13 protein-coding genes are annotated in these 16,557 nt (G+C 61.1%); 9 read left to right on the top strand and 4 right to left on the bottom strand.

The annotated features are described in order from the left end of the window. Positions 1–377 precede the first annotated feature (377 nt). The 3 genes from nirK to AZKH_RS25925 are packed head-to-tail and all read left to right on the top strand — an operon-like array spanning position 378 to position 3,190. Positions 378–1,817: a copper-containing nitrite reductase gene (nirK, locus tag AZKH_RS25935; protein ID WP_015452284.1), complete on the top strand. Its 1,440-nt coding sequence runs from the start codon at positions 378–380 to the stop codon at positions 1,815–1,817. Positions 1,818–1,877: 60 nt separating this feature from the next. After that, on the top strand, positions 1,878–2,609 hold the full coding sequence (locus AZKH_RS25930; protein WP_231874605.1) for a formylglycine-generating enzyme family protein: 732 nt from the start codon (positions 1,878–1,880) through the stop codon (positions 2,607–2,609). Further along, entirely contained in the window at positions 2,606–3,190 is a 585-nt protein-coding gene (locus AZKH_RS25925; protein WP_015452282.1) for an SCO family protein, read from the top strand. The genes AZKH_RS25930 and AZKH_RS25925 overlap by 4 nt, the downstream gene beginning before the upstream one ends. Before the next feature lie 40 nt (positions 3,191–3,230). Here AZKH_RS25925 and AZKH_RS25920 read toward each other — a convergent pair whose 3' ends face one another. Next, positions 3,231–4,355, bottom strand: a complete 1,125-nt coding sequence (locus tag AZKH_RS25920) for a sensor histidine kinase (protein WP_015452281.1) — start codon at positions 4,353–4,355, stop codon at positions 3,231–3,233. A 125-nt stretch (positions 4,356–4,480) separates the two neighbouring features. On the opposite strand from AZKH_RS25920, the gene AZKH_RS25915 reads away from it, so the two are divergent. Both AZKH_RS25915 and hflX read left to right on the top strand, forming a co-directional pair. Next, on the top strand, positions 4,481–4,819 hold the full coding sequence (locus tag AZKH_RS25915) for a response regulator (RefSeq protein ID WP_015452280.1): 339 nt from the start codon (positions 4,481–4,483) through the stop codon (positions 4,817–4,819). An 81-nt stretch (positions 4,820–4,900) separates the two neighbouring features. Then, positions 4,901–6,214 (top strand): GTPase HflX, encoded by a 1,314-nt coding sequence (gene hflX, locus AZKH_RS25910; RefSeq protein ID WP_015452279.1) that lies wholly within the window; start codon positions 4,901–4,903, stop codon positions 6,212–6,214. Positions 6,215–6,260: 46 nt separating this feature from the next. Here the strand turns inward: hflX and AZKH_RS25905 are convergent, their stop codons facing one another. The 3 genes from AZKH_RS25905 to AZKH_RS25895 all read right to left on the bottom strand — a co-directional run bounded on the left by AZKH_RS25905 (position 6,261) and on the right by AZKH_RS25895 (position 9,506). Beyond that, positions 6,261–8,465, bottom strand: a complete 2,205-nt coding sequence (locus AZKH_RS25905) for an OsmC domain/YcaO domain-containing protein (RefSeq protein ID WP_015452278.1) — start codon at positions 8,463–8,465, stop codon at positions 6,261–6,263. A 177-nt stretch (positions 8,466–8,642) separates the two neighbouring features. Next, positions 8,643–9,023: a DUF779 domain-containing protein gene (locus AZKH_RS25900; protein ID WP_015452277.1), complete on the bottom strand. Its 381-nt coding sequence runs from the start codon at positions 9,021–9,023 to the stop codon at positions 8,643–8,645. Between the two features lie 54 nt (positions 9,024–9,077). Continuing rightward, positions 9,078–9,506: a group 1 truncated hemoglobin gene (locus AZKH_RS25895; RefSeq protein ID WP_015452276.1), complete on the bottom strand. Its 429-nt coding sequence runs from the start codon at positions 9,504–9,506 to the stop codon at positions 9,078–9,080. 447 nt (positions 9,507–9,953) lie between these two features. Here AZKH_RS25895 and AZKH_RS25890 point away from each other — a divergent pair, with 447 nt between their 5' ends. The 4 genes from AZKH_RS25890 (at position 9,954) to AZKH_RS25875 (ending at position 16,442) form a co-directional block, all read left to right on the top strand. Then, entirely contained in the window at positions 9,954–11,705 is a 1,752-nt protein-coding gene (locus AZKH_RS25890) for a hydantoinase B/oxoprolinase family protein (protein WP_015452275.1), read from the top strand. Positions 11,706–11,728: 23 nt separating this feature from the next. Beyond that, on the top strand, positions 11,729–13,867 hold the full coding sequence (locus AZKH_RS25885) for a hydantoinase/oxoprolinase family protein (protein WP_015452274.1): 2,139 nt from the start codon (positions 11,729–11,731) through the stop codon (positions 13,865–13,867). A gap of 144 nt (positions 13,868–14,011) precedes the next feature. Further along, positions 14,012–15,370 (top strand): cytosine permease, encoded by a 1,359-nt coding sequence (locus AZKH_RS25880; RefSeq protein ID WP_015452273.1) that lies wholly within the window; start codon positions 14,012–14,014, stop codon positions 15,368–15,370. Positions 15,371–15,572: 202 nt separating this feature from the next. Continuing rightward, positions 15,573–16,442 (top strand): transporter, encoded by an 870-nt coding sequence (locus AZKH_RS25875; protein WP_015452272.1) that lies wholly within the window; start codon positions 15,573–15,575, stop codon positions 16,440–16,442. Positions 16,443–16,557: the final 115 nt, after the last annotated feature.

The following is a 16,557-nucleotide window of genomic DNA, read 5'->3' as shown; positions in this document are numbered from 1 at the left end:
GCCGCTGGAACGCCACGCATTGAGAGCCGCATTCCTCCACGCCGCTGTTCCTCGTCTTCAGCCGCTCGCTCGTTCGGTTCAGATGGCGAGAAACATTTCCACAAAAGCATTCCTGCGTCGAAGATTTTCTTAAGTCGATTCGGATTTCCGGCGACATGGGAGTTGCCACCGAGCTGCACTATGTTGCAAATAAAGATTTGTAGAAAAGTTCTTTTGCTCCGCCGACTTGCATCATCCGCCATGACCTTGCCGCGCTATGCCAAGTGAAACACCCTTCTGCGAGCGATACTTTTTTTCGAATTTGATTGAAATCATTTTCCAAATTTCCGAGTACGTCCAAATTCGCGTCAGTTCACAACACACTGAAAAGGACGACGATGAAGCTGCTCAGTTTGCTCGGTATGTCGCTGCTATTGGCGGCAGGACCTCAGGTCTACGCTGCTGAAGAAGTAACGGGACAGGAAGAGGCCATCCTCACCGATGCCCCACAGGTGCCGCCACAGATCACCCGCAAGCATGCGACCAAGGTGATCGTGAATCTCGAGGTCAAAGAAACCAAGATGCGCCTGGCGGACGGCGTCGAATACGTCTTCTGGACTTACGGCGGGAAAGTCCCCGGGAAATTCATCCGGGTGCGCGAGGGCGATGAAGTCGAGTTTCACCTGAACAACCATCCGTCATCGAAGGTTCCCCACAACATCGACCTGCACGCCGTCACCGGCCAAGGCGGTGGTGCCGGCGCATCATTTACCGCGCCTGGCCACTCCTCGGTATTCTCGTTCAAGGCCCTGAATCCGGGCCTCTACGTCTATCACTGCGCGACGGCCCCGGTCGCCATGCATATCGCCAACGGCATGTACGGGTTGATTCTGGTCGAGCCGAAGGAAGGCATGTCCAAGGTCGACAAGGAACTCTATGTCATGCAGGGCGACTTCTATACGAAGGGCCGCGCCGGCGAACCCGGGCTTCAGCCGTTCGACATGGAAAAGGCGGTCGACGAGCGTCCGTCCTATGTCGTCTTCAATGGCTCGGTGGGCTCCATTGCCGGCGACAACGCGCTGAAGGCCAAGGTCGGCGAAACCGTGCGCATGTATTTCGGCGTCGGCGGCCCGAACCTGTCCTCCAACTTCCACATCATCGGCGAAATCTTTGACAAGGTTTATCCGGAAGGCGGCACCAAGTTCGTCAATGAAAACGTGCAAACGACCATCGTCCCGCCGGGTGGTGCGACCGTGGTGGAGTTCAAGGTCGATGTGCCAGCCACCTACGTCCTGGTCGACCATGCGCTGACCCGTGCCTTCAACAAGGGCGCACTCGGCATGCTGAAAGTCGACGGCCCCGAGAACAAGGTGATCTATTCCGGCAAGCAGAACGACGCGGTTTATCAGCCCGAGGGCTCCGGCATCCAGGAGATGGACGGCAACGCGCCGGCGCCGGTATTGGCCAAGAACACCAAGGACCGCATCAAGTTCGGCGAACGGATCTTCGGCAATAACTGCCTCGCCTGCCACCAGGCGAACGGTGGCGGCATCAAGGGCGCCTTCCCCCCGCTTGCGAATTCGGACTTCCTGAATGCCGACAAGAACCGCGCAATCCAGACGGTGGTTCACGGACGTGCGGGTGAAATCGTGGTGAACGGCGACAAGTTCAACGCCGTGATGCCGGCTCAAGTGCTGAGCGACGAGGACATCGCCAACGTCTTGACCTACGTGTATGACTCCTGGGGCAATTCCAAGAAAGTCATCACGCCAGCCGAAGTCAAAGCCATCCGTGCAGTCAAGCCGGAGCCGGTCAAACAGTCGAGCGCCGAGCACTAAGCCAACCGGCACCGCGAAAGCCGATCTGCGAGCGAAGGAAGTCAGTACATGAAAAAAGCATTGGTCTTCCTTCTGCTCCTGCATGGCGGCTTCGCCATCGCGGATCAAGTCCGGATCGACGGCGGCGTATTCACGCCGCTGTACGGTTCGGCAAAGCAACCGGTCGGCGTCGATTCCTTTGCAATGGACGTCACGCCGGTCACGAATGCCGAATTCCTCGGCTTCGTGGCACGCCACCCCGAGTGGCAAAGATCGGCCGTGAGTCCGCTTTTTGCGGAGGCCAATTACCTGCACCACTGGCAATCGGGGAGCGAACTGGGCACCCAGGCTCCGCCCGATAGCCCGGTGGTCAATGTCTCGTGGTTTGCCGCCAAGGCTTATTGCGCCTCCCAGGGCAAGCGATTGCCGACGGTGAACGAATGGGAGTACGTCGCCTCCCGGCCGATTCCGGGGGCCGATATTCGTCAGGTGATCCTGGACTGGTATTCGGAGCCCACGCCTGAGGTATTGCCCGCGGTCACCTCCGGCTTCAAGAACAGCTCCGGTGTGATCAGCATGCACGGGCTGATTTGGGAATGGACGCAGGACTTCAACTCGGCGATGGTGACGGGCGAATCGCGGGCCGACGGATCGCTCGACAAGACCTTGTTCTGCGGCTCTGGCGCCGCCAACGCGGCCGACAAATCGGATTACGCCGCCTTTTTGCGCTTCGGCTTCCGGAGCAGCCTGAAGGCCAAATACACGGTCAGCAACCTGGGCTTTCGCTGCGTCCAGGAATCGAGGAAAGAATGATCAAGGCGCTGATTCTTCTGTTGTTGAACCTGTCGGTCGGATTGGCTGGCGCGCTCGCCGGCGACCTGCCGAACGATTCGATCTACCAGGTGAAATCGAAGTGGGTCGATCAAACCGGAAAGACGGTTGAACTGTCGTCGCTGGCCGGCAAGCCGGTGGCGATTTCGATGATCTACCTCTCCTGCAAGTTCTCCTGCCCGACCACCGTCGCCCGCATGAAGACGCTGGAGCGAATGCTGCCCGAGCACATGAAGAACGACATTCAATTCGTTCTGGTCAGCTTCGACCCGAAGCATGATACGCCCGCAGTGATGAAAGAATATGCGGCAAAACACTCGCTCGAATTTCCGAAGTGGCGCTTTGTCACGGCAAGAAACGAATCCGACTTGCGTGAGTTGTCGTCGTTGATCGAGTTCAAGTACCGAAAGATCTCCAACGGCGACTTTGAGCATTCGTTCGGAATCGCCGCGCTGGATGCCGAGGGCCGAATGATCGGCAGCACCATCGGGGCGGCAATGGAGGAAAAGGACTTGATTCCGCTCTTCGAAAAAGCATCTCGACCAATCCCGGCTATCCAATAGCGGGGAAGATTCTCCGGATTGTTGTACGCCGGGGCAACGATCACTTCTTCGGTGTCCGCGGAATCACGACGACGAAAGTTGTCCCGTCCGCTTCGGTCGACGTGACGCTCACGGTCCCGCCGTGTGCCACCGTTACTCGGCGGACAATGTAAAGCCCGAGGCCCAGACTTCCGGATGCCCGTGGCGGCTCGGATGCAGCGCGGTGCAAGGGTTCGAAGATGTCTTCGAGACGGGCCCGATCAATCTTGGGGCCCTCGTTATGGACCTCCACGCGCACATGCTCCTTGTCGCCCTGCACGCTCACGGAGATCACGCCAAATGGACTTCCGTGCTGCACGGCATTTCCTACAAGGTTGGAAATCAACTGACCGATACGCTTACGATCCACGACAGCACCGGTATCGCCCGATTCGGCGAACCTCAACGTACACGGCAGATGCATGGCGGCGATTTCGGCGATGACATCTCTGCATATCTGCGCCACGCTGACATGCTCAAGCGACAGATGGAGCAAGCCGCCGAGGCGACTGCGCGAAAAATCCTGTAGCTCGGCGAGCATGCCAGCCATGCGGAGTGCCGAGCTGGCAATCCGTTTTGCTGCAGCGCGCTCGGCATCGGGCAACAAAGAGGACTGCGCCAGCATTTCCGACGACGATACGATCGAGTTCAGCGGGTTGCGCAAATCGTGACCGATCGACGCGGTGAACAGGTCCGACTCATTTTCCAGTGTCGCAGCGAAGCGGACCACTGATTCGGCGAGAACCTGATCTACCGCTTCGTTGAAGCGCACGAGCTGGTTGACGCTCTCGGAGTCGACGCCGGCCGAGTCGAGCCACATGTGTGTGACCGCAGCGCGCAGCGCGCGGTACTCGGAAACCATTTCCGAAAACGTAAAGTGGTCAACGGCACGCGCTTTGCCGTGGTCGTGTGCCGCACTGTCGTCCCCGTCGGCAAGTTGCGGTCCCCGACCGACCGATTTTTGCTCCTGCTGGGCCTGCGATTGCACCGTCTCGATGTCTGCCGCAATGAACCGGAGCATTTCCTCTGCGTCATCGCGAAGGGCAGCCACCGTCATGAGTCGCCCCGGTTGCAACGAGCGCGCAAAATCCTCCCATTGCTTCAAGATGGGCTCGATGTTATCCAAGATGAAGGTCGCAAGTCTCATGCTGCAAACCTCGTCAGAACGCACGCGCTTTCTGGGCGCGAAATCAGTGGACCGCCGTCAAGCTTGGCGGGAACGTGTTTTGCATGTCCAGGGGACCCGGCCAAATCAGCTGCTTAGGAGTTACAGTGCGTATTCTCGTGATCGATGACGACGTAGACGGCGCCGACGCCCTGGCAGCCCTGCTGACGCAATCTGGCCATGACGTCGAGGTCGCCTACGAGGGCTCTCAGGCGCTCGGGCTGTCCTTCGCGGCAGAGGCGGCCATCGTGGACCTCACGATGCCGGCCATGGACGGCTTCGAGGTCGCGCGACGGTTGCGGCAAGCCTATGGAGCCAGTCTACGCTTGATCGCTTTCTCGGGTCACGATGACGATGTAACCAAGCGCCGCGTCAAGGTTGATTTCGACGGCTATCTGCGAAAGCCGGCAAGCCTTGCCGACATTTACAAGGCTTTGCAACGTTGAGACTGGCGCCTTAATGTCGGAGTTCATGGCGCTTCGACGTGTACTATCTGGCTTTGCCCACTCACGAGACCGAATCTCCTAATGCAAAGCGAAGTCCAGGGAAAGCCCACGTACGCGGTCGTCGCGGCCGTACAACTGCCGAATGTGAGCGATGTCGAGTTCGAGGCGTCGCTGACCGAGCTACGCGAACTTGCGAAGACATTGGGGCTGACGGTCGTCCACACCTTCATCCAGAAGCGTTCCGGCTTCGACACGAGCGCCTACCTCGGGACCGGCAAGCGACAGGAGATCCACGAGTTCGTCAATGGCGCCAACGGCACGGCTCACGAGATCGACATGATCCTAGTCGACCACGAGATCTCGCCCTCGCAGGCGCGCAACCTCGAGCTGGCGGTGGGCTGCGAGGTGATGGACCGGACGATGGTCATCCTCGAAATCTTCCATCGCAACGCGCGCTCCCGCGCAGCACGCGCGCAGGTGGAGATCGCGCGCCTCGGCTACATGGCACCGCGCCTGCGCGAGGCGGCCAAACTCGCGGGACCGCAAGGACGGCAGCGCAGCGGCACCGGCGGCCGGGGTGCCGGCGAGTCGCACACCGAGCTGGATCGGCGCAAAGTGCGGGACCGCATCGCCGAACTGCAGGAGGACATCGATGCGATGGAGGTCGAGCGCAAGACGCAGCGCGCGCGCCGGCAAGGGCGCCAGAGCCTCGCGGGCGTCGCGCTCGTCGGTTACACGAACGCCGGCAAGTCGACCTTGATGCGGGCGCTCACCGGCAGCGAGGTGCTGGTCGCCAACAAACTGTTCGCGACGCTCGACACCACCGTGCGCGTCCTCTACCCGGAGAGCGTGCCGCGGGTGCTCGTCAGCGACACGGTCGGCTTCATCAAGAACCTGCCGCACGGACTCGTCGCGTCATTCAAGTCGACGCTCGACGAAGCGCTGGATGCATCGCTGCTGCTCCACGTCATCGATGCCAGCGATCCCGGATTCGAGCGCCAACTGCATGTCACGGACCACGTGCTTGAAGAGATCGGCGCCGATGTGCTGCCGCGCCTGCGCGTCTTCAACAAGATCGACCACGTCGGCGATGCCGAGGCGCAAGCCGAACGCGAAGCGGCGCTGCGGGCGCAGTACCCGGACTGCGTCGTGATGAGCGCCCGTCGCCCGGAGGATGTCGCGAAGCTGCGCCAGAGGATCGTCGCGTTTTTCCAGCAGGACCTCATCGCGGCCGAACTTTTCCTGCCGTGGTCGGCACAGCAATGGCGCAAGGAAATCTACGCGAACTGCGAGGTGCTGGAGGAGCGGGCGGAGGACGAGGGCGCGTTCTTCCACGTGCGAGGGGAACGCGACACCGTGGAGAGCCTGCGCGAGCAGTTCGAGCAGGTGCGATGACCGAGCGTATGGGTATCGCCCCATCGACTCATGTCTGGGGCGACGGTCAGGCCAAGCGGCAGCGGACGTCGGCCCGCGCCATGTGCAGTTTCTTGTAGCTATCGATCAGGCGCTGGTGCCTGTCGAGCCCTTCCAGTTTCATGCTCGTTGGGGTCAAGCCGAAGAAGCGCACGCTGCCGTCCACTGACCCCATCACCGCATCCATCCGCGCGTCGCCAAACATCCGGCGGAAATTGACCAGGTAATCCTCCAGTTCCAGCTCGTCGTCCAACAGCACCTCCAGCACCACGTTCAAGGCCTGATAAAACAATCCGCGCTCGACCGTGTTCTCGTTATATTGCAGGAAGGTTTTCACCAGTTCGTGCGCTGCTTCAAATTGCTGCAAGGCGAGATTGATCAGCAGCTTCAACTCGAGAATCGTGAGCTGACCCCAGACCGTATTTTCGTCAAACTCGATACCGATCAACGTGATGATGTCGGTGTAATCATCGAGCTCGCTATCTTCCAGACGCTCCAGCAATGCTTCCAGGCTCGCGTCATCCAGGCGGTGCAGGTTCAGGATATCTTCACGGAATGCCAGCGCCTTGTTGGTGTTATCCCAGATCAAGTCTTCCAGCGGATAGATTTCCGAATACCCCGGCACCAGGATGCGGCAGGCCGTTGCGCCAAGTTGATCATACACCGCCATGTACACTTCCTTGCCCATGTCTTCCAGAATGCCGAACAAGGTTGCGGCTTCGTCGGCATTTGAGTTTTCACCGTGACCGGAAAAATCCCACTCGACAAAATCGTAATCCGCTTTGGCGCTGAAAAAGCGCCACGACACCACGCCGCTGGAATCGATAAAGTGCTCAACGAAGTTATTCGGCTCGGTGACGGCGTTACTTTCAAAGGTGGGCTGAGGCAAATCGTTCAGGCCTTCAAAACTGCGCCCCTGCAGCAACTCGGTAAGACTGCGTTCCAGCGCCACCTCTAAGCTCGGGTGCGCCCCAAACGAGGCAAACACCCCGCCAGTACGAGGATTCATCAAGGTGACGCACATCACCGGAAACTCCCCGCCCAGCGACGCATCCTTCACCAGCACCGGAAAGCCCTGCTTTTCCAACTCTTCGATGCCGGCCAGAATGCCAGGATATTTCGCCAGCACTTCGTGCGGTACATCGGGCAGCGCGATTTCGCCTTCCAGAATTTCGCGTTTGACCGCGCGCTCGAAGATTTCCGACAGGCATTGCACCTGCGCTTCGGCCAGCGTGTTACCGGCACTCATGCCATTGGAGAGGAACAGGTTGTCGATCAGGTTGGACGGGAAATACACCACCTCGCCGTCCGACTGACGCACGTAGGGCAGGGCACAAATGCCGCGCTGCACGTTGCCGGAGTTGGTGTCATAGAGGTGCGAGCCGCGCAATTCGCCATCGGCGTTGTAAATTTGCAGACAGTATTCATCGAGTATTTCAGCCGGCAGCGCATCTTTGCGACCCGGCTTGAACCAGCGCTCGTTCGGGTAATGCACAAACGCCGCGTTGGCGACGTCTTCCCCCCAGAATTGGTCGTTGTAGAAATGATTGCAATTCATCCGCTCGATAAATTCGCCCAACGCTGATGCCAAGGCGCTTTCCTTGGTCGCGCCCTTGCCGTTGGTAAAACACATCGGCGAGTGCGCATCGCGGATATGTAGTGACCACACATTGGGAACAAGATTGCGCCACGAGGCGATTTCAATCTTGATGCCCAAGTCCGCCAAAACCCCCGACATATTGGCGATGGTTTGCTCCAGCGGCAGATCCTTTCCCGCAATATAGGTGCTGGTTTCTGAATCCGGATTCAGCGTCAGTAAGGCCTGAGCATCGGCATCCAGATTTTCCACCTCCTCAATCACAAACTCAGGCCCGGTTTGCACCACCTTTTTCACCGTGCAACGGTCGATGGAGCGCAAAATGCCTTCCCGGTCCTTGGCCGAAATATCCGCCGGCAACTCGACCTGGATCTTGAAAATCTGCTGATAGCGGTTTTCGGGATCGACAATATTGTTCTGCGACAGGCGGATGTTCTCGGTAGGAATATTGCGAGTGTCGCAGTACAGCTTCACGAAGTAGGCCGCACACAAGGCCGATGAAGCCAGAAAGTAATCGAACGGCCCAGGCGCCGAGCCGTCGCCCTTATAGCGGATAGGCTGATCGGCGATTACCGTGAAGTCATCGAACTTGGCCTCAAGACGAAGCTTGTCGAGAAAATTGACCTTGATTTCCATGGGGGAATCCTGAAATGGCGCTCAAAACGAATTGGCCGCCATTATCGCCGTTTTCCCAGTGGAAAAACCGTGCTTCTCAGGAGTTCGAGGATCCGAGGGGGGCGTGCCGGCAACAGTATGGCCGGTCGGCATGGGCTTCACCCCGGCCTGTGCGCGAACTGCCGACCCGTCTATGAATCAATGCGATGGCTTGAGGCTCAACGCCGCCCACTCTTCGGTGGAATAAACACGGGAGCGAGTCTGTAGACGCCCACCATCCAGGTCTCCGAGCGAGAGGGATCCGCCTTCGCCAATCTGGGTCATCACATCGACGATAAGCTGATGGTATTGCCAGTATTCATACTGCGACTCGGTGATATAGAAACGGCAACCGCCAATTTCCCCCAGTATCAGATCTGCGGTGCCCGCAATGAACTCTCCTTGAGGAAGGCAGTTGGCGGCTCCGTCCTCCCGGCATGCGCCGGCTTGACAGAGCACAAGGGGACCGTGCTTCAGCATGAGTCGCTCGATAAATGCCAAGGCACTATCCGTGGCGACGATACGTTCAACCACGCTCATAATCTCCGAAGGAAGGCGGCCAAGCCGCCCTCGAGACTGCGCATGCGATGCAGCTCAGCGATCGACGACGTCGCCCTTGAGGCTGCCCAAAAGGCCCATGACTTCATCCTTTTCACCGGCGGGCACTTTGAACTTGTCGAGCGCTTTGACGGTATCTTCGGCGAGGGCGTTGAAATCGGCCTCGGTCAGCTTCATGCCGGCGTGGGCGCTCTTCATGTCCTTGCCCTGATACTTGCAGGGGCCACTGCTCGCCTGGCACAGGAAGTCGACGAGTTGGCCGCCGAAGACTTCCGGCTTGGTGTTGGCGAAGAGGGCATTGATCCGCTTGTCGGCGGATACGACTGCCCACAATTCATTGACCACGGCGGTCAAAGCCGGCTTGCCGCCCAGACGCTCATACAGGGTCTTGTCGGCGGCGGCAGCACCGCAGGAAATGCAAAGAGCCAACAGGCCGGCGGCAGTGCAGCGCGAAATCAAAGTCATGGTGGTAGTCCTGACGGTAGATTGATATGGAATGAGTAGCTGAGAACGACAGCGCGGATATTAGGGAGGGCGACCTAAGGCCGTCTGTAACCCAGGTCACTCAGACGAGGTATCGTTTTCTGCCGGGCATGAAGAACGCCGTGGGAGTAACAATGGGGAAGCCGCCGTTCACCGGTCTTGCCTCTGACGGGCAGGTCTACAGCTCTCTGCCGACCGATATGTCCCTCACATGACCGGCGCCCCGGCCGAATCGCCGTCGTACAAGCCTCAGCCTGTGCTGTAAGCCCGATCCCCAGTGTCCGGTTTGCCGCCCGGCCGGTGTACTGCCTCCACCGGCAGTACACCCCGCGCCGTTCATCTCCCCCGTGTATCTGTAAGCGCATTTGCCTCCGACTTACTCTTCACTCACGGCAATTCAATCCCGTCAGAGGGTATGGAGAAGAGGCAATGACAAGAAAGGTCGATCCGATCACCCTGGCCGTCGTTCGCGGCGTGCTGGAGACCACGCAGCGCGAGATGACGCTGACGCTCGAAAAGACGGCGCGTTCGAGCGTGTTCAACGTTGCGCACGATTACAGCAACGCGATCTTCAATCACCGGCCGGAGATGATCCTGCAGGGACAGGACATCCCGATTCACCTCGGGAGCCTGATCCCGGCAATGAAATTCGTCGCCGCATACTTCGGGGACGACATCCACGAAGGCGACGTGATCTATCACAACGACCCGGGCAGCATGGGTAGCCACATCCTCGACTGCTGCATGTACAAGCCGGTGTTCTACCAGGGCGAGCTGGTGTTCTGGACGGTGTGCAAGGGCCACGTGACCGACATCGGCGGGCCGGTGCCGGCGGGGTACAACCCGGACGCGAAGGAGATCTACGCGGAAGGCCTGCGCATCCCGCCGGTGAAGTTCTGGGAGAAGGGCCGCCAGCGCAAGGACGTGGTCAATTTCTACCTCGCCAACGTGCGCTCGCGCCGCGATCAGGAAGGGGACCTGCGCGCGCAGTTGGGCGCGGTGACGGTCGGCGAGCGGAACCTGATCGCGTTGCTCGACAAGTACGGCGTGCAGACGGTGCGCGACTGCATCGACGAGCTGATGAACATGGCGGACCGCCACATGCGCGAGATCATCCGCGCGGTGCCGGACGGCACCTACGCCGCGAGCGCCGTGCTCGAGGACGCGGGCCATGGCTTCGGCGACATCACGATCTCGGCGTCGGTGACGATCAAGGGCGACGAGTGCGCGATCGCGATCTCCAGCCCGCCGCAGATCCCGTACTTCATCAACTCCTACGAGGGCAACTCGATCTCGGGCGTGTTCCTGGGCCTGATGATGTTCACGCAGGTCGATCCACCCTACAACGAGGGCCTGTACCGCTGCATCACCGTTGATCTCGGCCCAAAGGGGACGCTGTGCAACGCGGTGGAACCGGCGCCGCATGTGAACTGCACGACGACGCCGATGGAAACGCTCGCCGACGCAGTGCGCCTCGCGCTGGAGAAGGCGGCGCCGGAACGGGCGGTCGGGTCGTGGGGCCACGCGAGTGGCATCAACATCGCCGGCTTCGATGCGCGCAACAATGAGGAGTACGTGACGATGGTGCTCGCCTCGCTGATCTCCGGCGCGGGGGCGACGGCGCACATGGACGGCTGGCACGCCTGCGGCCCGCAGTGCTGCTTCGGCGCGCTGACCTCGGGCGACATCGAGATCCTCGAATACTCCTATCCGATCGTGATCCACCGCTACGGCCTCGTGCAGGACAGCGGCGGCGCGGGCAAGTATCGCGGCGGGTGCGCGACCGAGTGGGAAGTCGAACCGATCGGGCACGAGATGACCGTCGTGAGCTTCGGCGAAGGGCGCAAGTACGCATCGCTCGGCGCGAACGGCGCGCACAACCACGTGCTCGAAAGCAAGCTCGCGCGCATCGACCTGAAGGTCGGCGAGAAGGTCACCGAGACGCTGCGCAAGAACGTCGTGCTGAAGATCCAGGACGGCCAGCGCGTCTCCGCGATCAACCCGGGCGGTGGCGGCTGGGGCAATGCCTTCGACCGCGATCCCGAGCAGGTCGCGTCCGATGTGCGCAACGGCTTCGTGTCCTTCGAGGCGGCGCGCAAGGACTACGGCGTCGCCGTGTCGCCCGAGGATTTCAGCGTGATGAGTGATGAGACCAAGCGCCTGCGTGCTGCGGCGATCTGACAAGAACACAGAGGAGAACAGCAATGAGCAAGCGTTTCCGCCTGGGCATCGATGCCGGGGGCACTTTCACCGATTTCGTGCTGGCCGACGAGCAGGGCCAGGTCCGACTCTTCAAGGCCACTTCGACGCCGGAGGACGGCACGAAGGCGATCGCCGACGGATTGCAGCAGATTTCCGAAGCGCTCGGACTGCCGGTCGCCGACATTCTCAACAACGCCGACCTGTTGGTGAACGGCACGACGGTCGCGCTGAATGCGCTGATCCAGTTGAAGGGCGTGAAGACCGGCCTGATCTGCACCGCGGGCCACGAGGACTCGATCGAGATCCGACTCGGCCACAAGGAGGAGGGCTACCGCTACGACGCGAAGTATCCGCCCGCGACGATGCTCGTGCCGCGCCATCTGCGTCACGGGGTGCGCGAGCGCGTGCTCTCCGACGGCACGGTGCAGACGCCGCTGAACGAGGACGACGTGCGCGCGGCCTGCGAGCGCTTCCGCGCCGAGGGCGTCGCGGCGGTGGCGCTGTCCTTCGTGTGGTCGGTCGCGAATGACGTGCATGAGCGCCGTGCGGCGGAGATCGTGCGCGAGATGCTGCCAGACGTGTATGTGTCGGTCGGCATCGAAGTCTTCCCGCAGATGCGCGAGTACACGCGGACCTCGACGGCGGTGGTCAATGCCTACCTCGGGCCGGTGCTGGAGCGCTACGTGCGCCGCATCGACGACTTTTTCGTCGGTCTCGGTGTCACGGCGCCGATCCGCTATTACCAGTCGAACGGCGGCATGGCGTCGCGCGACGTGATGGCTTCGCGGGCGGTCAATGCGATCAACTCCGGGCCGGCCTCGGCGCCGACGGCGGGGATGCATGTCGCAGGGCCCTTGGGCATCAAGAACATCATCACCGTCGACATGGGCGGCACCTCGTTCGACATCACGCTGACGAAGGACGGCAAGACCAACCTGAGCAAGAACATCGACTTCCTGCGCTACCGCATCGGTACGCCGATGATCCAGGTCGAGACGCTGGGCGCGGGCGGCGGCTCGATCGCGTGGATCGATTCGATGGGCCTGCTCAACGTCGGGCCGCAGAGCGCCGGCGCGAATCCGGGACCGGTGTGCTACATGCGGGGCGGCGAGCTGCCGACGGTGACGGACGCGAACGTCGTGCTGGGCTACCTCAACCCGTCCTACCTGCTGGGCGGGCGCGTGAAGATCGACGGCGCGGCGGCGCGGCGGGCGATCGAGGAGAAGATCGCGAAGCCGCTCGGCATCTCGATCGAGCACGCGGCGCACGGCATCTTCAACATCGTCAATAACAACATGGTGAACGGCATCCGCCGCGTGTCGGTGGAGCGGGGCTACGATCCGCGCGACTTCGTGCTGGTCGGCGCGGGCGGGGCGACGGCGCTGCATATCGCGTCGCTCGCGCGCGAGATCGGCGTCAAAAAAGTGCTGGTGCCGAAGCTGGCGTCGGGGCTGTGCGCCTTCGGCCAGATCCTGTCGAACGTGAAGTACACGAAGATGTCGGCCTGCCCGATGCGCGTCGGACCGCATGCGGATTGGGAACGCATCGACCAGCGCTTCCACGACCTCGAACGCGAGGCGATCTGCGCGCTGCAGGCGGAAGGCTTCAAGACGCGCGACATCCGCATCGAACGCTCGGTGGACATGCGCTACCTCGGTCAGGTCCATGAATGCACCGTCGATATCGGGCTGATGTCCGTCAATGTCGAGAGCTTCAAGGAGATCCGCCGGCGTTTCGACCAGCGGCACCAGGAGCTTTTCACGTACTGCGAGCCGGACGGCGTCGTCGAGATCGTCAATATCGAGACGACCGTTTCGGGTGTCGTCCCGCCGTTGAGGACTGCGACGGCTGGCGCGCGGAATCCTTCTGCCGCCGCACCGGTGAAGGAGCAGCGGAACATGGTGTTCGGCCACGGCGCCGCGATCCGCAGCGTGCTTGCACCCGTCTATGACGGTGAAGGGATCGAGCCCGGGATGCTGATCCAGGGGCCGGGCGTGATCGAGGAGGTCACGACGTCGATCGTCATCGAGCCCGGATGGATCGCCTCGCTGGACGCGAGCGGCGTATATGTGCTCGAGGACAAGCAGGTCGCCGAAGCGAGTTCAGGCCTCGCGGCGGAAGAGGAAGCAGTAGCCGCCTGAAGCAGCCGCGCGACATAGCGCATCGCGGACAAAAGCCCCCCAAAGCGACACACATGAAGCAGCAGGAACATGCGGCTCGGGCCGCCACGGGGACGCTTTTGCCTGCGATTTCGCGAGGCTATCCAAACTAAAAAGGAGACAGCTGTGACGAACAAAATTGAATTGAGTCCCGACGAGGACCACGAGGACTTTGCGGCGATCCCTGTTCCCTACGACGAGCGAATGGGTAAGTTCGGGCTGACGATGGCGTGGTGGGCCCTGTGCAGCGCGATGTTCTGGCTGATGGTGCCGGCGACGCTGGCCCTCACGCTGGGCACGAAGAACGTCCTCATCGGGCTCGCGCTGTCCACCGTGGCATTTTCGATCATCAACGCCGCGATCACGAGATTTTCCATCCGCACCGGCTTGTCCGTCGCGCAGTTCTCCCAACTCGTGTTCGGCAAGGTCGGGGCGCGGCTCGCAACGCTGATCTTCTGTGCGACGGCCATCTACTACGCGGTATTCGAGGGATCGGTGATCGCGGTCGCCATCAATGCCTACTGGCCCGGCCTGGAGCTGAAGTGGGCCTACTTAATCGTCGTTTGCTACAGCGTGCCGCTGGTGTTCGGCAGCGTGCAGCACTTTCTCGACAAGTTCAACGGAGTGCTGCTGCCGCTCTACTTGATCGGGATTGCGCTGGCCGTCGGGATGACGCTTTCGGAATACGGATACAGCGATGCCTGGCTGCGACTAGGGCCTGCCACCGGTGCGCCGGAGAACGGCTGGTGGCAGTGCTTCACCTACTTCATGGGCGTCTGGATCCTGATGATGTACACCTGGGACTTCGCACGCCTGGGACGCCGCGAGGACACGGAGTACCACGCCAAGGTCAATTTCGGCATCGTGTTCTATGGCTTTACGTTCCTGATCAACGCAGTTGTAGGCATCTTCATCGCCGGTACGATTCCCCTGGAAGGCGGTGTCAGCGAAGTATCGGCCGTGCTTGGCTTGCTGAAGCTGATGGGGCTGGCGGGGCTCGCCTTCGTATGGGTCAGTCAGACACGCATCAACACGGCCAACTTCTATCTTTCGTCCGTCAATATGGAGGCCTTCTTCCAGTCGGCATTCGGCGTCTATCTGCACCGCATGGTCTGGACGGTCGTTGTCGGCGTGATCGTCTACTTCCTGATGCTGCAGAACGTGTTCAGCTTCATCCTGCAGGCGCTGGCATACCAGGGAACCTTCGTCGTGGCCTGGGTGGCGATCGCGCTGGTCCATATCTACTTGATGCGCGACGCTCGTGATACCCCGGCGACTTTGACCGATCAGCTTGGCCGGGCTCCCTTGGCCGAGAACTTCGCGCTGGGAACCTGGCTGGTCTCGTCAGCGGTCGGGATCCTGATGCTTCAAGCGTCGGCACCGATCGCGGCATGGTCGGCGCCCATTACCGCAGTGGTCGGCGGCGTGCTCTATGCGCTCAATAGCCGCGTCAAGAGCGAACCCGCGCACTCCGTTGTCAGCTGACCGGACTCCATAACGGGCGCGATCGCCTGCGCAATGCCGGCGGACGATGAACTCGTCCGCACTTGAACCCCGGCCTGGCTCCGCCTCCCGCTTTCCACCACCGATTCCCTCGCTCCACTCGCCGCGGCGAGTGGGACGGGGCCCCCTTTTTCCCAAAAAAGGGCCGCAAAGGCCCGTATGACATCCGCTCTAGGAGGAGAACATGAAGAAGATCAACCGCTTGAATCGTCCGATGATGAAGGCGGCGGCAATCGCCGCACTGACCCTCGGTGCCGCCGGCGCGGCCCAGGCGCAGATCGTCCTCGGCCACCATTACCGGCCGCACTACTGGGATCTGCCGAACCAGTTCGACCAACCCTTCAACTTCCCCGGCCAGACGCTGCTCTACAACTCGACCAGCAAGGCCTACGACAACGACGGCAAGCGCAGGGACACCGGTGTCGATACCGACACGATCTTCGGCTTCACGATCCTGCCGCACTTCTTCAAGTTCGATCCCGCATCGACCTGGGCCTTCGCGTTCTCGCTCAACACCTACGAGCTCAGGATCAAGGACTCGAACGGCTTCGATCTCTCCGGCGTCGGCAGCGTGATCCCGGCCTTCACCGGCTGGACCAAGCCGACCCCCGAGAGCACGATCGGCTTCGATATCCTGATCGGCACGCCGTTCTCGATCAGTTCCAAGCTCGACAGCCATATGTGGGATTACTACCTGCGCGGCTTCTACGACCTCAACGTCAACAACTGGAACATCGAAGCCGTCGTCGGCTACCACACGGCCGATCCGCGTTGGAGCTCGATTTCGAAGCCGAAGGACGAGTACCACCTGAACGGCCGCCTCGGCTACGACTTCAAGAACGTCACGCAATCGAACATGCGCGTGACGCCCTACCTGTCGACCGATTACCTGCGGAACGAAAACAACAGCTCCCACGTCTGGAACGTCGGCGCGGGGGTGATGGTCACGCACAAGGATGCGCTGACCTGGTCGGTCGGCTTCTCGCAAACGGTCGATGGCCGCAACGTTCCCGAGACGCGCGCACTGCTCGCGCAGGTGTGGATGCCGTTCTGAGATCGTCTCGGCCGCACTGCGGCTCTCGTTCGGTGGGCGCAACCTCCAGTGGATTTCCTCGGCCCCACCGAATTTTTCCGCCCCGGTGTCTGCAAGGTGCCGGGGCGGTTCTTTT

Origin of the sequence: Azoarcus sp. KH32C (assembly GCF_000349945.1) — a bacterium.
Lineage (GTDB): Bacteria > Pseudomonadota > Gammaproteobacteria > Burkholderiales > Rhodocyclaceae > Aromatoleum.
The sequence above is the reverse complement of the archived record's forward strand: the minus strand, read 5'-3'. Positions and strand labels throughout refer to the sequence as shown.